Genomic DNA, 14,979 nt, shown 5'->3' with positions numbered 1-14,979 from the left:
TTACTTAAAATCAAAGGGGTGGTTGGTTAATTCTCCTTTAGCTAAAGGATGATATTCGCCTATCAGGCCAACGGGTTCTTTGTGCCTAATATCATGAACAATTTCGATAGAGTTCCTAGCTTCCTCCAATCCAAATCCTTGACCATCCAAAATATGTTCGTAGCTATGCGTATGAAGCTCTGTGAATCCATCACTAAATTCAATTTCCTCTCCTTCCATGGTAAGTGATCTAAAAGTTCTACCACCTCTAGCTTTGACAGCATCTGGTAAAGTATCGGAATTAATACTCAAAAACCATCTTACTCTAGCCTTCTCAAGTTGGAAATAACCCGCAGCCCGGTCATGAGTGTGAACATGGACCACATTTTCCTTGATTCCTCCAAAAATCCAAGTGAGCATATCATAAAAATGCACTCCAATATTAGTTGCTATTCCACCAGATTTAGTAACATCACCCTTCCATGATGTATAATACCAATGACCTCTTGAGGTTATATATGCTAAATCTATATCGTAAATTTTATCAGAGGGTCCTTCATCAATCTTCTTTTTCAAAGCAATAATAGATGGGTGTAGCCTCAATTGTAAAATATTAAAAACCCGCTTACCATGCTCCTTTTCTACTTCTTGTAAAGCATCGATATTCCAAGGGTTCAAGACCAAGGGCTTTTCACAAATGACATCGGCTCCAACTCTAAGGCCAAAACGTATATGGGAATCATGTAAATAATTTGGAGAACAAATACTTACATAATCTATTTTTTTATCACTCCTTTTAAGTTTTTCAACATGACGGTCAAACCTTTCAAATTCAGTGAAAAAATCAGCTTCAGGGAAATGTCCATCTATTACTCCAACGCTATCGAATTTATCATAAGCTGCTAAAAGGTTATTTCCTGTATCCTTAATAGCTTTCATATGTCTTGGAGCTATATATCCTGCAGCTCCTATTAGGGCAAAGTTTTTCATGTTATGCTTTTCTTACCTGATTATTTTCTAATATATATTTTTCTTGGCTTTCCTTACAGAAAGCTACTCCTTGCTGATCAAATTCAAGCCTGTGTCCATACTCACTCATCCAACCAATTTGCTTAGCTGGATTACCTACCATTAATGCATAAGCAGGTACGGTCTTAGTTATTACAGCTCCAGCACCAATAAAAGCATACGGTCCGATATCATGCCCACATACAATAGTTGCATTGGCTCCGATTGTTGCTCCTTTTCCTACATGTGTTCTGGAATATTCAGACCTGCGATTGACAGCACTTCTTGGATTGGTAACGTTGGTAAAAACCATAGACGGACCTAAAAATACATCATCTTCACAAGTTACGCCAGTGTATATAGATACGTTATTCTGAACTTTAACATTATTCCCTAGCTCAACTTCAGGCGAAACAACCACATTTTGACCAAAATTACAATTCTTGCCAATCTTACAATTGGACATAATATGCGTAAAGTGCCAAATCTTTGTACCTTCTCCTATACGACAACCTTCATCAATCACTGCCGTCTCATGGGCAAAATAATTATTCATCAAAAAAAGATTTTAAGGCGTTAATAATATAATCTTGCTCTTCCCCTTTCATTTCTGTATGAATGGGCAAAGAGAGAACTTTGCTACATAATTCCTCAGCGATTGGAAAATCTCCTAACTTGTAGCCAAATTCCAAATAGGCAGTCTGTTGGTGCAAGGGAACAGGGTAATAAACCATTGACGGCACGCCTTTCTCCTGCAGATAAGCTTTAAGCTCATCACGTTTTCCATTATTTACCTGAATCGTGTACTGATGAAATACATGGGTTGAATTTTTAGCCCTTACTGGTGTCTGAATATGAGGAAGGTTTGAAAAAGCTTTATCATACTTGTCAGCCACCTCATTTCTAGACTTCGAATAACGGTTGAGGTGTTTCAACTTAACTCGGAGAATTCCTGCCTGAAGCGTATCCAACCTAGAATTTACCCCAATACTATCATGGTAATATTTTTTCTTCTGTCCATGATTGGCAATCATTTGAAGTCTACCAGCTAATTCATCGTCGTTGGTAAACATAGCTCCTCCATCCCCAAAACAACCAAGGTTTTTGGAAGGGAAAAAAGAGGTGGTCCCCACATCACCCATCGTACCCGCTTTTGCCACTCTTCCATCTGAAAAAGTATAATCTGCTCCAATGGCTTGAGCAGTATCTTCTATAACCTTCAAACCGTGTTTACTGGCAAATTCTAAAATTGCTTCCATATTAGAACATTGACCATATAAATGAACTGGCACGATTCCGACGGTTTTAGAGGTAAGACTGCTTTCTAATTGATCTACCCGCAGTTCAAAAGTATCAGGAGTGACATCAATAAAAACAGGCTTTAGCCCAAGCAGAGCTATCACCTCCACGGTTGCCACATAAGTAAATGTTGGGACAATAACTTCTTCACCAGGTTGAAAACCTAACGCCATCATAGCTATCTGAAGCGCATCAGTCCCATTTGCGCAGGGAATCACATGCTTGACTTGATTAAACTCCGCTAGTTCTTTTGCAAAGTCCTTCACTTGAGGGCCATTAATAAAGGCCGTTTGATCTATAACTTCCTGGATTGCATCATTTACCTCGTCCCTGATTTTCTCATACTGTGACTTTAGATCTACCATTTGGATCTTTTTCATAAAACTCATTAAATATTAACGGAAATAAAATATAGATAACAGCAATTATAAACCCTGTAAGCACAAAAATCATTGTTAATATAACAGATTTTGGTTTTGTTTGAGGTGCAGGCAGTTGAACTCTTTCAAGCACCTTAAATAAAACTCCCCGCTCTTTCGATTTAATTTTGGCCTGCTCAGTTTGTTCTGCAAGTAAGGAGTAGATCCTATTGGTTAAATTAAATTCTTGTACTAAAACTTCCTCTCTTATTTTTGAAACCTCTGAAAGAACATTTCTATTTCGATCTCTAAAACTAGCCAAGTCATGCTGAGCTTGCAAGTAATTTTTTCTGGCTTCCTCTTTCCGCTCTTCTACAAATTCTAAATTTCTTACCTCTTTCTGGGTTTGATAAGCATCTAAATATTCTTTCAAATACTGTATTGATTTTTGAACTATCTGAGCAGAAATAGATGCATCTGGTGATTCTACCGATACAGTTGTTATTTGAGTGCCTCTGTCCATATCTATAGAAACCCTCGACCTTAACCAGCTTGTATAACGACTATCCAAAGAATTAAGATAGGTTATATTGTTTTCAACCCTGCTTCCCCTTTCATGGTTCGTAGATGACTTTCTAAGTAAAGAAGGTATACCAATTGTATATTTTTTTATAGTTTGGATCGTACTTGGTTTATAAACCTCATGAATATATTCTCTTACAAAAATACTATCAGCTCCAACAAGTATTTTGGAGTCTAGTATATATAATGAAAAATCATTGGAGCTTAGTATTTCGGGATATACCTGTGATGACAGCATATTATCGTGCGAATTTAACCCTCCTAGATTTAACCCCGGAATATTTCCCAATTGATTCATTAAACCTCTTGAATCTGTTGCACTTTCAATCAGTATTTTCGAACTGGCAGTATATTCCTTACCCGTAAATGCATTGATTATTATTGATATAATAAAAAATATCGCAACAGTATTAATAACTACCCATTTATTACTAATTAAGCGAGATATTATTTCTTTTAGAGAAAGTTCCATCTTAATTAATTTAAGTTATTTAAGACTTGGGTTACTACCAAAGCCATTGTGGCTAGTCCCGTTCCGATTGCCACCCATGCCTGAGGAGGCATGGGTGGCCTCTCAGGTTTCTCCGGTACAATTATCTCTGCCCCAGGTTCAATATTAGGATAGAACTTTAATCCCAAAAATGACCTAGTCCGCTGAACATCCCCATTGGCATATACAACATAGGCCCGAGATCTCCTTGAGCTTTCAGTGTACCCCCCCGCCCTCGAAATGTAGTTTCTAAAGCTTCTGTTATTATCATACCTAGCAGTAGTCGGGTATAGCACCTCTCCCCTCATTCTAACCGTTTGAAGTTCTTTAGGGATGCTCAACACGTCTCCCTCCTGAAGAATTAGATCATACTTTGATCTCGGGTTCTGAATGATTTTCTCAAGCTCAATTCCTACCAATTCGGTTTCTCTTATAGTAAGTTTCACAGAGCTCGTGTCCGCTCCGTCCAAAGCAGCATACCTGTCCTCAATAAATCCAAGATTGGCATCTTTTTCTTCTTCTCTTCTTTTATCCCTCTCTTCTCTAAGAACCTCGACGCGCTTTTCAAGTCTCTTAAGCAATTCCATCTCGGTTTCAGAATTGTCCACATTGTCTCCTCTATCAATGTGGTCCAATAAGGATTGAAGATTTTTCAGTTTGCGTTCCTCTTCTTCCAATGTTTTATAAAACTCTGTCCTACGAATCAATGTGGCCCCTTTAGGATAGGCAAACTGATTCATTCCCCCTGCTCTTTTCAACACATCCGATATACGCTCATCCGTTTTACCCAATGCAAAATCCCCAGGATATAAAACTTCTCCTTCTACTTTTACTACTTTCTCCCTTTGGAAGCCCGGGCTTTTTCTAATGAAGACATGATCAAAAGGCTCCAAGGTAATTCCGGCGTCCTCTGGTCTTACATTTAAATCTTTATCAATTTCAATGGTAATGATTTCAGCAATCTTTCCAGTAGGATCATTTTTTACTCTTCTGGCGATCTCAATAAAAGAATTGGTGGCTGACTCTTTGAACCCTCTGGATTTAACCACCAAGTCACCCACCGTCATATTATCTGCGTATTGATAAACACCTGTTCGGTTTACCTCTCCAGATACCTGCACATAATATTCTTCCTTGATGTCGTAGATTGAGGCCACATTTAAAATATCCTCTCTTCTTAAGGTAACATCACCGATCGATCCATCCATTACATGCTCCAGGTCAATTGACAGGATCTCCTGTCTAAAGTTTTCCTTAGTTCTATATAGTGTGGCTCTGTTAGTGAAAGCATCGCCTCTCAAGCCCCCAGCCTTCTCGATCAGGTCTTTAAGGGTAAGGCCTTCAGTCAATGCAAACTCTCCCGGGCGGAACACGGCTCCAGAAACCTGAACCCTATTTTCGTACCTTTCCAGAATCTCACCCACTTTATAAACATCACCGTCACGGGGAGTGAAGGTGGCATAAAAATCCGATCCTATATCATCCACTTGCATTTCGGATCCAGTCGATCTTCTTACAGTCACCCTATTTTGAAACGCCCTATCCGAAAAGCCTCCTGCAAACTCAATTAGGTCTTCCAGTGATTCATCAGGCTTTATTTCAAAAAGTCCAGGTCTACGGACCGGACCGTCAATTTCTACTCGTCTGCGCACTGGTTGCACAATAACTACATCATTGTCCCGCAACATTATGTTGGAATCCTGTCCGCCTCTTACCAAGAAGTCATAGATATCCACTTCACCGATCATCTTACTGTCTCTATAAACCTGCACATGCCTGAATGAACCATTCTCATTAGGCCCACCAGCTGCAAAAAGGCCATTAAATACAGAGGCAAATGAGGGCAAGGTATAAGTACCCGGCTTTCTGAGTTCACCTACCATGGAGACTTTAATGGTGCGGATGTTACCCAACCTGATTTGTAGGAAAGTATTGGGGTTTGATCCCCTCAGTCCACTATATATATTGGATAAGGAATTTGTCAACCTGGAAGTGGCTGCCTCCACGGAAAGCCCACCCACCTGAACCGGTCCTACATTGGGAATAAAAACCCTTCCTTCTGGATTGACAGTTAAATCATATTCCTGTTGGGATGCCCCATACACATCAATTAAAAGCTGATCCCCCGCTCCTATGGTGTAATTTTGCGGTGTGGGGATGTTCATGCTGGGGTTGAATGTCAATTCCCTGTTATGAAACAAGGTGTAGCCGAAAATCTTTTTCTGCTTGGGGGTGAGGTCATAATAAGGGTCTGAGCGGCGGAGCGAGTCAAATATGGCCTCCAACTCATCTACTTCCCCTTCCACTGTTCTACTGTCTCGGCCTTGCATTCTCCTATCACCCCGTTGTTGCTGGGCTTGATCCCCTCTTCTACCGGATCTCAATTCCTGAATTCTTTGGCGGAGTTTACTAACTTCCTGCGGAGGCATGCCGCGTTCTTGGGCCATTTGAGGGATCTGCTGCTCGCTGATGCCCTGCTGCTCTGCCCTCTTGATGAGCTGCTCTATCTGCGCATCGGAAAGGTTATCTACTTTGACGTTTTGAATATCCTGTAAGGACTGGGCATAGGCAATTACACTTACTAAAAAGAATAAGAGGAATAATGATAATTGTTTCATTTACTATTTATAGAGAAAACAGAAATGGATTTCTGTAGTTATTTACCTGTTACTTAAAGCCTATCCCGCCAAGTTTGACGATTAAGCTACCTGTACGGACCTATTATAAAACCAACCGCAAAGAAAAGAAAGAAATCGCAAAGGATGTTAATACTTTAGTTTTATTAACTATTTCTAAATTGCCTTATCACTTACGTCCAAATTAACCGCAGAACTTGTCCCGAGTAGCGGAGCGTATCGGGAGGCGCAGAGGTCTCTGAGAAAAAGGCTAGAATTAATGAAAGGAATCAACTTTGTGAAACTTCTTTTTAAACTTTGTGCGACCCTGCCTTTGCCGGCAGGCAGGTTGGTGACCTATTTAAATCCGCGAAGAGGACTTAGTGCCCTTCTTTTTAAACTTTGTGCCCTTGGTGGCCAATTTCTTTCCGCGAAGAAGCTTTGTGCGACTTCTTTTTAAACTTGGTGCCCTTTGTGGCCAATTGTTCACGTCATCACACAGCTTCGCCCCGTCGGTCACAGCGGGGGGCTGCCCTAGCAAGGTTAACGGTTCAAGCTAAAAAGTAGTATCGGGGAGTGGTTGCGCAGTAAAATTCCTGCAAATTTAAGCATAGATATCCTAAAATGCAGGTTTGAAGCGGTTTATTTGCATACCTGAGAAACTGGCTCACAGCTAATTGCTTATCAGCTTAGCATTTAGCATCTTCATATACTGAAAAAAGCCGTTTGAAGGAAACCCAACCCTTTAGCCACAAAGACCCAAAGGCGCTAAGAAAAATTAATTGAAAGTGAGTTAGCCACAAAGACCCAGAGGCGCTAAGAAAAATTTGCTGAAAGTTTGTTAGCCACGAAGACCCAAAGGCGCTAAGAACCAGTTTATCAATCTTTGCGTCTTCGCGACTTAGTGGCAAATCCACTTCTGGCTAAACTTAGCGCCCTCGCGCCTTAGTGGCAAAATCCCTCTTCCCTAAAAACTTTGCGTCTCCGCGCCTTAGTGGCCAATCCATTTGTGGCCAAAACCCCTCTTCCCAAAAAACTTTGTGTCTTCGCGCCTTAGTGGCCCCCCCGTGGTTAAATCCCTTTTTACCCACACGTAATACCTAATTATTCCTATATTTGTCGGTATTATTTATCTAAGTACCTGAATCAAAATGAAATCACTCAAGTTTTTGGCCTTCGGCCTGCTTATAACGGCATTTTTCTCCTGCCAGCAAGAGTTATTGGAAGAACAGACCATTTATTCAAACGACTTTACCACAGGCAATCTTGAAGAATTTATCACCCAACGGGGCATAGACTTTTATAATGGGGATTCGGTATTGGGGTTTTTCAACAATGAGGGCTTCAGCGTTAAATTGAGAAATCTGCCCTCCCATAATATGGTTAGAGTCACGATTGATTTATATTTGCACGATTCCTGGGATGGGAATTCCCAGGATCCGGGCGGACCTGATATCTGGAGGATGTTTTTGGATGAACAGGAGGTGTTGAACACCACCTTTTCCAATTCCCCTTGCGAAAGCGCTTATTGCCTTTATCAATCCTATCCTGAGAATTACGTGAGACAGTTTGTCCCCAAAACCGGGGCGGTAAGAGGCAATCTGCCGGGCAGGTGCCAATATGCGGGCATTCCCAATTGGACCAGCCATTACCGCATCAGCAAACTCATCTCCCACAACAACAGCACCCTCACCATCTCCTGCCTGGACGAACTGGTCCAGTGGAACGCCGAGGACCAAAGGTGTGATGAGAGCTGGTCGGTGAATAAAATCGAAGTAAGTGTACTGAATATAAGGTAGTAAAAAATTTCTCGCGGCGGCGCAAAGTAAAAAAACGCAAAGGCCGCAACGTAATTCCTGAGACAACATTCTAAAGATGTCTTACATTTCAAGAAATAATTACCTGTGGCAACCTCTTTCAGTGCTAACGTAAAGGTATTTTATCATTAATAAATGAAAAAAAACAAAACATATAAAGCAGAAATTTCTCCGCGAAGAGGGACTCTGAGAAACTCTGTGAAGAGAACTCTGCGAAACTCTGCCTGCCCGCCGTGGTGGGTGAACCTTTTTATTTTCATCATTTTTCCGCTTTCTCTCCAAGCCCAAACCCTCCCCGTAGGCTTCCCTGTCTTGGAAGAGAGTTTACGAAGGGCCCAATTATTAGGTGAACTGGACTCCACCGTCTCGTTTACCCTCCGCCCCTTAAACCCCAGGCAGCTCACCTCCTACTCCGACACCTATCAGGTCGGGAATTTGGTCAGTGATGACACCCTGCCAAAGAGCAAAATGCAATACCGCTTCTGGAAAGAAAGAGGCCGGGTGCAGTTACTTCCCTTCCACCAAGCCATAGAGTTCAACACCCACCATCCCTACCCCCAGGTCAATGGCCCCATGGTAGTCAACCGTGGTTTTCAGTCTTACAGCAGTGTTGGGGCTTATGCCGAAGTGGGCCCACTAAGCATACAATTTCAGCCGGAGCATATTTGGGCGCAGAATAGGCCTTATGATCTACGAGGATCAAAAAGTGTTTATACTGAATACCTTGAAAGGCGGGGAGAAAATTCTTACTCTACTTTTCTATTAGGACAAAGTAGCATCCGTTTAAATGCCGGAGCTTTTTCAATTGGAGCTTCCAATGAAAACATCTGGTGGGGACCAGGACAGTTTAACAGCCTAATGTTTACCAACAACGCTTTCGGTTTTCAACATTTAACTTTAAATACCCGAAAACCGGCAAAAACATTCATTGGATCCTTTGAAGGTCAAATAGTTATAGGAAGACTTGAAGGGTCTGGACTTTCCCAAAGATTTATGCATAGTCTTGTTAACGATTGGCGGTATGTTAATGCAATTTTACTTACCTACCAACCAAAATGGATATCAGGCTTAACATTAGGTGGTACCAGAGTTTTCCAACAATATGATTCATTTAGAGGTGATTCTTTTGCGGACTATTTTCCAGTAATAAACCCATTTCAAAAAGTGGAAGCAGGATTTGATATGGATGCTGATGGAAGAGACCAGAAAGCTTCAGTTTTCTTGCGATATGCCATCCCTAAAGCTAAAACAGAAGTTTATTTTGAATATGGCCGCAGGGATCATGCTTATGACTGGAGGGAATTTGTCTCAAACCCTGAGCATGCTAGAGCCTATTTAATGGGTTTTACCAAGTTATTTAATCTTGAATCAGGAAACTTAATCCAAGTTCGGGGCGAAATGCTTCAGCAACAAGAGTCTATCAATATTTTGGCTAGATACCCAAATACCACTGGGGGAGGGAGTAACTGGGCAGGACATTCCCCTGTACGACATGGATTCACTCATTTTGGACAGATGGTAGGCCCAGGTATTGGCCCCAGCAGCAATATTCAAACCCTTGAAACTGCGTGGATCAGCGGAAATAGAAAATTAGGAGTTCGCCTGGATAGGTTAAACAGGCATCAGGATATATATGTAAAGAACTTCAATGACGCCACCCAGAATGGTCGCTGGGTGGATCTGAATCTGGGCTTGTTGGCTGATTGGCAGTTTGGCCGCCTGTTCGTGAGCTCGCAGTGGTTTTTCATCAATTCGCTGAATTACCAATGGAGGCTCGACCCCAGCAGCACCGCCGAGTTCCCGAAAGGCATGGACGTGATCAACTTCCAAAGCACGATACGAGCGGCGTATGTGTTTTAGGTGGGAATTGAAAATGAGGAATTAGGAATGGGGAATGGGGTTCCTTCATTTCATTCTTAATTCTTAATTATTAATTCTTAATTCAAATTAGTCACGAAGTAGCACAATGAAGAATGGGAAATGAGGAATGGGGACTTGTGAATTGAAAATGAGGAATGGAGACTGGGGACTGAGGAATGGGATGGCTCCAGTTCATTCTTAATTCCTAATTATCAATTCTTAATTAAAATGGTCACGAAGTAGCACAATGAGAAAGGGGCACTGAGGAATGGGGAATTGTGAAATGAAAATGAGGAATGGAGAATGGGGAATGGGGAATGGGGTTGCTCCATTTCATTCTTAATTCCTAATTATCAATTCTTAATTAAAATGGTCACGAAGTAGCACAATGAGAAATGGGAAATGAGGAATGGGGAATTGTGAAATGAAAATGAGGAATGGAGACTGGGGACTGAGGAATGGGATGGCTCCAGTTCATTCTTAATACTTAATTATTAATTCTTAATTCAATTTAGTCACGAAGTAGCACAATGAGAAAGGGGCACTGAGGAATGGGGAATTGTGAAATGAAAATGAGGAATGGAGACTGGGGACTGAGGAATGGGATGGCTCCAGTTCATTCTTAATTCCTAATTATCAATTCTTCATTCAAATTGGTCACGAAGTAGCACAATGAAGAATGGGAAATGGAGAATTAAAAATGAGGAATGAGGAATGAGGTTGCTCCAGTTCATTCTTAATTCTTAATTATTAATTCTTAATTCAAATTAGTCACGAAGTAGCACAATGAAAAATGGGAAATTGAGAATTGAAAATGAGGAATGGGGAATGGGGATTGAGGAATGGGATTGCTCCAGTTCATTCTTAATTCCTAATTATCAATTCTTAATTCAAATTGGTCACGAAGTAGCACAATGAAGAATGGGAAATTGAGAATTGAAAATGAGGAATGGGGAATGGGGAATGAGGAATGGGGTGGCTCCAGTTCATTCTTAATTCCTAATTATCAATTCTTAATTCAAATTTGGCAACCTTCAGTTTTAAACCTTAACCCATAAACATGCCGAAGGCATAATAAACGGATGCGTAAACAGGCTGAAACCAGAATAAGGCTGGATGCAAGAAACACATAGTACTTTGTACCTAGTACTTAGTACAACTAGATAGATTATGAAAAAATTACTATACCTATTTTTATTCGGACTACTCCCAATAGTAAGCTGGAGCCAAACCACCCCCATGGGCACCCCGCTCATGGAGGAATATATGAGGAGGCAGCAGCTGTTGGGCAACCTTGATCCAAGCGTGTCTTTCAATATCAGGCCCCTGTACCCAAGGCAGGCCTTTGGATTTGAAAATGCCGTGGACCTGGACTCCACCTTTACCTCCACCGAGTCCGAATACCACAAACCCCTTGGCACAAAAGGCCGGATGATCATGATGCCGGCGGTGGTTCGCAGCCAGTTCAATTCCAATTATGCTTTTGGCAACAATGATGGCCCAATGATTCCCAATCGAGGCCTGCAAACGCATGCCACCGTAGGAATATATGCGGAATATGGAAGGTTCAGCCTGCAGGTACAGCCTGATCTGATCCATGCCCAAAACAGGGAGTACCAGGGCTTTCCGGAAGAACACTGGGGCAGCACTTGGCAGGAATACTATGATTTCCTCAACATGATCGACCAGCCCGAGCGCTACGGCAACGGGCCTTACACAATGTTCTTCCTTGGCCAATCGAGCTTGAGGTTCAATATGGAACATCTATCCATCGGGATTTCTTCCGAAAGCCTCTGGTGGGGGCCTTCCAAAAGGCACTCCCTGATGATGAGCAACAATGCACCGGGTTTTCTCCACCTGACCCTCAACACCCGCAAGCCCATCGAAACCAACATTGGTTCTTTTGAAGGGCAAGTTATAGCAGGGCGATTGGAGTCATCAGGCTTTCTGCCACCTAATCATTTGCTTTCAGAACGATACCAGATGCTCTATCACCCCAAGCGGGATGATGAATGGAGATATCTGGCAGGCATTATCCTGTCCTACCAGCCCAAATGGGTGAAAGGCCTCTCCTTGGGGTACAGCAGCGTGTCACAGATGTACTGGAATGATATGGACAGGTTTGGCGACTTCCTCCCTATATTCAATGGCGACAAAAGAGCAAGATCAGTAAGCAGCCCTGCGGTAGACCGCCGCCAGCAGATGAGCACGGGTTTCTTCCGCTGGATGATGCCTGAAGGCCATTTTGAATTCTATGGGGAATACGGCAGCAATGGGAACAGCAAAAGGTTAAGAGAATTTATCGTCAATCCGGATGAGGGAAGGGCATTTACCTTGGGGTTTGTCAACCTGCACCCCCTGAGCAAAAAAGACCAGTTTCTGCAGGTCCACATGGAAATGACCCTCACCGGGCAGACGGTTCGCCGGGGCATCCGCGAAATGAACAGCTGGTATATCCACCCCCATGTGCGCCACGGCTATACGCATCATGGGCAGGTGCTCGGCGCAGGCAACGGCACCGGATCCAACACCTTCTTTGGTGAGTTGAGCTGGATCAAAAACTTCAACCGCATAGGCTTCCAGTTAGAGCATATCACTTATAACAATGACTTTTACTACAAGCGCTTTGAGATCATCAAGGACTTCAGGAGAAAATATGTGGACATCGTACCTTCCCTGGTGGCCGACTGGAGGTTTGGGAATGTATTGCTTTCCTCCAGGTTCCAATACGTGAATACCCTGAACTACAAATGGTACCTCGAAAACGACCCCGACTTCTACATGACCCCCGGATTGGACAGAAAGAACTTCGTAGCGAACGTGGGAGTGGCTTATATATTTAAATAACCCCACCCGTCACCTCAAGGCACTTTGTTTTGCAAACACACCCAATACTACGACGATATGATTTCTCGCGGCGGCGCTGCGAAAATCGCTGCGATCGCTGCGAGAACTTTTATTCGTCATTTGTAGTGAAGCGAAGCGGAATCGAGAGGTCTGGATACGTAATTAAATGGTCGCTAAGGCCACCAAGTTTAAAAGAAGGGCACAAAGACCTCTTCGCGGCAAGAAAGGATTCACGCTGCGGCACAGCAGAAAAAGGCGCCACGGGCGCACCGGCCTCGACTCGGAGTGAAATGGGGCCACAATGTGCACTAAGTAAAAGATTGGCGCAAAGGGATGAGGAATTAAAAACAGGGAATGGCAGAAAAGTGAGCTCAGAAGCCCAAAAAGCCCCTGCTGGCAACCAACCCGTGGCGAAGCTCCTTAATCCGTTAATCCCATCAACCATTAAACCATGATCAAATTCCTCGATCTCCAAAAAGTCAACCAGCCCTATGCCAATCAAATGGCAGAGGTGGCCGCACGGATAATTGGATCAGAGAATTATCTGCAGGGAGAGTCTACGCATAAATTCGAAAAAGAACTCTCAGCCTATATCGGTTCTTCATACGCCATTGGCGTTGGAAATGGGCTGGATGCATTAAGGCTGATTTTGAAAGGTTATATAGAATTGGGACAGTTGCAGGAAGGCGATGAGATCATCGTGCCGGCCAACACCTACATTGCCACCATACTAGCCATCACATCCAATGGCCTTAAACCCGTGTTGGCTGAACCCCATCCCCTGACTTTCAACCTGGATTTGGAGAAGCTGGAAGGACATATCACGGCACGAACCAAGGCCATCATGGTTGTGCACCTTTATGGGCAGGCTTGTTGGGGTCCTGAGATAGAGCAGCTCAAAACCAAGTATGGTTTGAAGATCATCGAGGACAATGCCCAGGCCATAGGCGCTGAATGGGAAGGCACAAAAACGGGGGCCTTGGGGGATGCTGCGGCCTTCAGTTTTTACCCTACCAAAAACCTCGGTGCCCTAGGTGATGCAGGAGCTGTTGCCACAAATGATAAAAAGCTGGCCTCCACTATAAGAGCATTGGCCAATTATGGGAGTCCTGAGAAAAATGTACACGTTTATAAAGGCTACAACAGCCGAATGGATGAACTGCAGGCCGCTTTTTTGTCGCTCAAACTAGCAGATCTGGACAAGGCCAACCAAAAGAGGAGGGAAATTGCCACCACTTATATCAAGCATTTGTCTCCTACCCCCTTAACTGTCCAAAGTCTACCTTCCCAACCCCAGACGCATGTTTGGCATTTGTTTGTGGTGCTCCATCCGGAAAGAGACAGGTTGAGAAGATTATTGCTGGACAAAGGCATCGAAACCGCCATCCACTACCCCACCCCTCCGCATTGGCAGCCTGCATTGAGTGAGTACAAGCATATCAGTTTACCCATCACGGAGAAAATTCACCAGCAGGCCCTTAGTTTACCTTTGCATCCGGAGTTGACCAAAGAGGAGATCGAAATGGTCATTTCTGGCGTAAAGAAGTTGATTTAAAGGTTGAATGTACCTGCGGTACCGTTTAAGGGATTAAGGATGAAGCTTGCCAATCTCCACCCATTTCTTCCGCGTCCAGGCTCTGTGTAATCCGAGTAATCTGTGTTTTTTTCTGAGAAAATCTAACCGCAAAGACACCAAGGGGTGCAAAGCAAATTTTTTTTCTTTGCGATTCTTCAAAAACTTTGCGGTGAACCTTTTATTCTCTCTGTACCTTTGTTTCCAATTTTATTAAAGGGGGAATTAGCTTCGTGAGTGACCCCATTTCTTCCGCGTCCAGGCTCTGTGTAATCCGAGTAATTTGTGTTTCTTTCTAAGAAAATCTAACCGCAAAGACACCAAGGGGTGCAAAGCAAATTTTTTTTCTTTGCGATTCTTCAAAAACTTTGCGGTGAACCTTTTATTCTCTCTGTACCTTTGTTTCCAATTTTATTAAAGGGGGAATTAGCTTCGTGAGTGACCCCATTTCTTCCGCGTCCAGGCTCTGTGTAATCCGAGTAATCTGTGTTTCTTTCTAAGAAAATCTAACCGCAAAGACGCCAAGGGACCCAAAGCAAATTTTTTTTTC

General features: G+C 42.9%; 9 protein-coding genes. 4 read left to right on the top strand and 5 right to left on the bottom strand.

Annotated elements, in window-relative coordinates:
• Genes KI659_RS16840 through KI659_RS16820 form a run of 5 tightly spaced genes read right to left on the bottom strand, consistent with a single transcriptional unit; the run spans position 1 to position 6,335 of the window.
• Positions 1 to 969 (bottom strand): Gfo/Idh/MocA family protein, encoded by a 969-nt coding sequence (locus tag KI659_RS16840; protein ID WP_213946549.1) that lies wholly within the window; start codon positions 967 to 969, stop codon positions 1 to 3.
• 1 nt (position 970) lies between these two features.
• Positions 971 to 1,543: an acyltransferase gene (locus tag KI659_RS16835; RefSeq protein WP_213946548.1), complete on the bottom strand. Its 573-nt coding sequence runs from the start codon at positions 1,541 to 1,543 to the stop codon at positions 971 to 973.
• Positions 1,536 to 2,666 (bottom strand): DegT/DnrJ/EryC1/StrS family aminotransferase, encoded by a 1,131-nt coding sequence (locus KI659_RS16830; protein WP_213946547.1) that lies wholly within the window; start codon positions 2,664 to 2,666, stop codon positions 1,536 to 1,538. The genes KI659_RS16835 and KI659_RS16830 overlap by 8 nt, the downstream gene beginning before the upstream one ends.
• A complete protein-coding gene (locus KI659_RS16825) occupies positions 2,626 to 3,699 on the bottom strand; it encodes a Wzz/FepE/Etk N-terminal domain-containing protein (protein ID WP_213946546.1) in 1,074 nt (357 codons plus the stop codon). Before KI659_RS16825 ends, KI659_RS16830 begins: the two co-directional genes overlap by 41 nt.
• 5 nt (positions 3,700 to 3,704) lie before the next feature.
• Positions 3,705 to 6,335, bottom strand: coding sequence for an SLBB domain-containing protein (locus tag KI659_RS16820; protein ID WP_213946545.1), 2,631 nt, complete (start codon positions 6,333 to 6,335; stop codon positions 3,705 to 3,707).
• A gap of 1,148 nt (positions 6,336 to 7,483) precedes the next feature.
• Here KI659_RS16820 and KI659_RS16815 point away from each other — a divergent pair.
• From KI659_RS16815 to KI659_RS16800, 4 genes are all read left to right on the top strand, one after another.
• Positions 7,484 to 8,131 (top strand): hypothetical protein, encoded by a 648-nt coding sequence (locus tag KI659_RS16815; RefSeq protein ID WP_213946544.1) that lies wholly within the window; start codon positions 7,484 to 7,486, stop codon positions 8,129 to 8,131.
• Between the two features lie 153 nt (positions 8,132 to 8,284).
• Positions 8,285 to 10,009, top strand: coding sequence for a capsule assembly Wzi family protein (locus KI659_RS16810; RefSeq protein ID WP_213946543.1), 1,725 nt, complete (start codon positions 8,285 to 8,287; stop codon positions 10,007 to 10,009).
• 1,170 nt (positions 10,010 to 11,179) lie between these two features.
• Entirely contained in the window at positions 11,180 to 12,856 is a 1,677-nt protein-coding gene (locus KI659_RS16805) for a capsule assembly Wzi family protein (RefSeq protein WP_213946542.1), read from the top strand.
• Positions 12,857 to 13,307: 451 nt separating this feature from the next.
• Entirely contained in the window at positions 13,308 to 14,411 is a 1,104-nt protein-coding gene (locus KI659_RS16800) for a DegT/DnrJ/EryC1/StrS family aminotransferase (protein ID WP_213946541.1), read from the top strand.
• Positions 14,412 to 14,979 lie beyond the last annotated feature (568 nt).

Source organism: Litoribacter ruber (assembly GCF_018449405.1).
Lineage (GTDB): Bacteria > Bacteroidota > Bacteroidia > Cytophagales > Cyclobacteriaceae > Litoribacter > Litoribacter ruber.
Note: the sequence above shows the minus strand (reverse complement) of the source record. Positions and strands in the feature narration are given on the sequence as shown.

What these genes read in the sequence shown, in the direction of transcription:
- KI659_RS16840 (WP_213946549.1), bottom strand. Translation starts at nt 969, where the DNA reads ATGAAAAACTTTGCCCTAATAGGAGCTGCAGGATATATAGCTCCAAGA.
- KI659_RS16835 (WP_213946548.1), bottom strand. Translation starts at nt 1,543, where the DNA reads ATGAATAATTATTTTGCCCATGAGACGGCAGTGATTGATGAAGGTTGT.
- KI659_RS16830 (WP_213946547.1), bottom strand. Translation starts at nt 2,666, where the DNA reads ATGAAAAAGATCCAAATGGTAGATCTAAAGTCACAGTATGAGAAAATC.
- KI659_RS16825 (WP_213946546.1), bottom strand. Translation starts at nt 3,699, where the DNA reads ATGGAACTTTCTCTAAAAGAAATAATATCTCGCTTAATTAGTAATAAA.
- KI659_RS16820 (WP_213946545.1), bottom strand. Translation starts at nt 6,335, where the DNA reads ATGAAACAATTATCATTATTCCTCTTATTCTTTTTAGTAAGTGTAATT.
- KI659_RS16815 (WP_213946544.1), top strand. Translation starts at nt 7,484, where the DNA reads ATGAAATCACTCAAGTTTTTGGCCTTCGGCCTGCTTATAACGGCATTT.
- KI659_RS16810 (WP_213946543.1), top strand. Translation starts at nt 8,285, where the DNA reads ATGAAAAAAAACAAAACATATAAAGCAGAAATTTCTCCGCGAAGAGGG.
- KI659_RS16805 (WP_213946542.1), top strand. Translation starts at nt 11,180, where the DNA reads ATGAAAAAATTACTATACCTATTTTTATTCGGACTACTCCCAATAGTA.
- KI659_RS16800 (WP_213946541.1), top strand. Translation starts at nt 13,308, where the DNA reads ATGATCAAATTCCTCGATCTCCAAAAAGTCAACCAGCCCTATGCCAAT.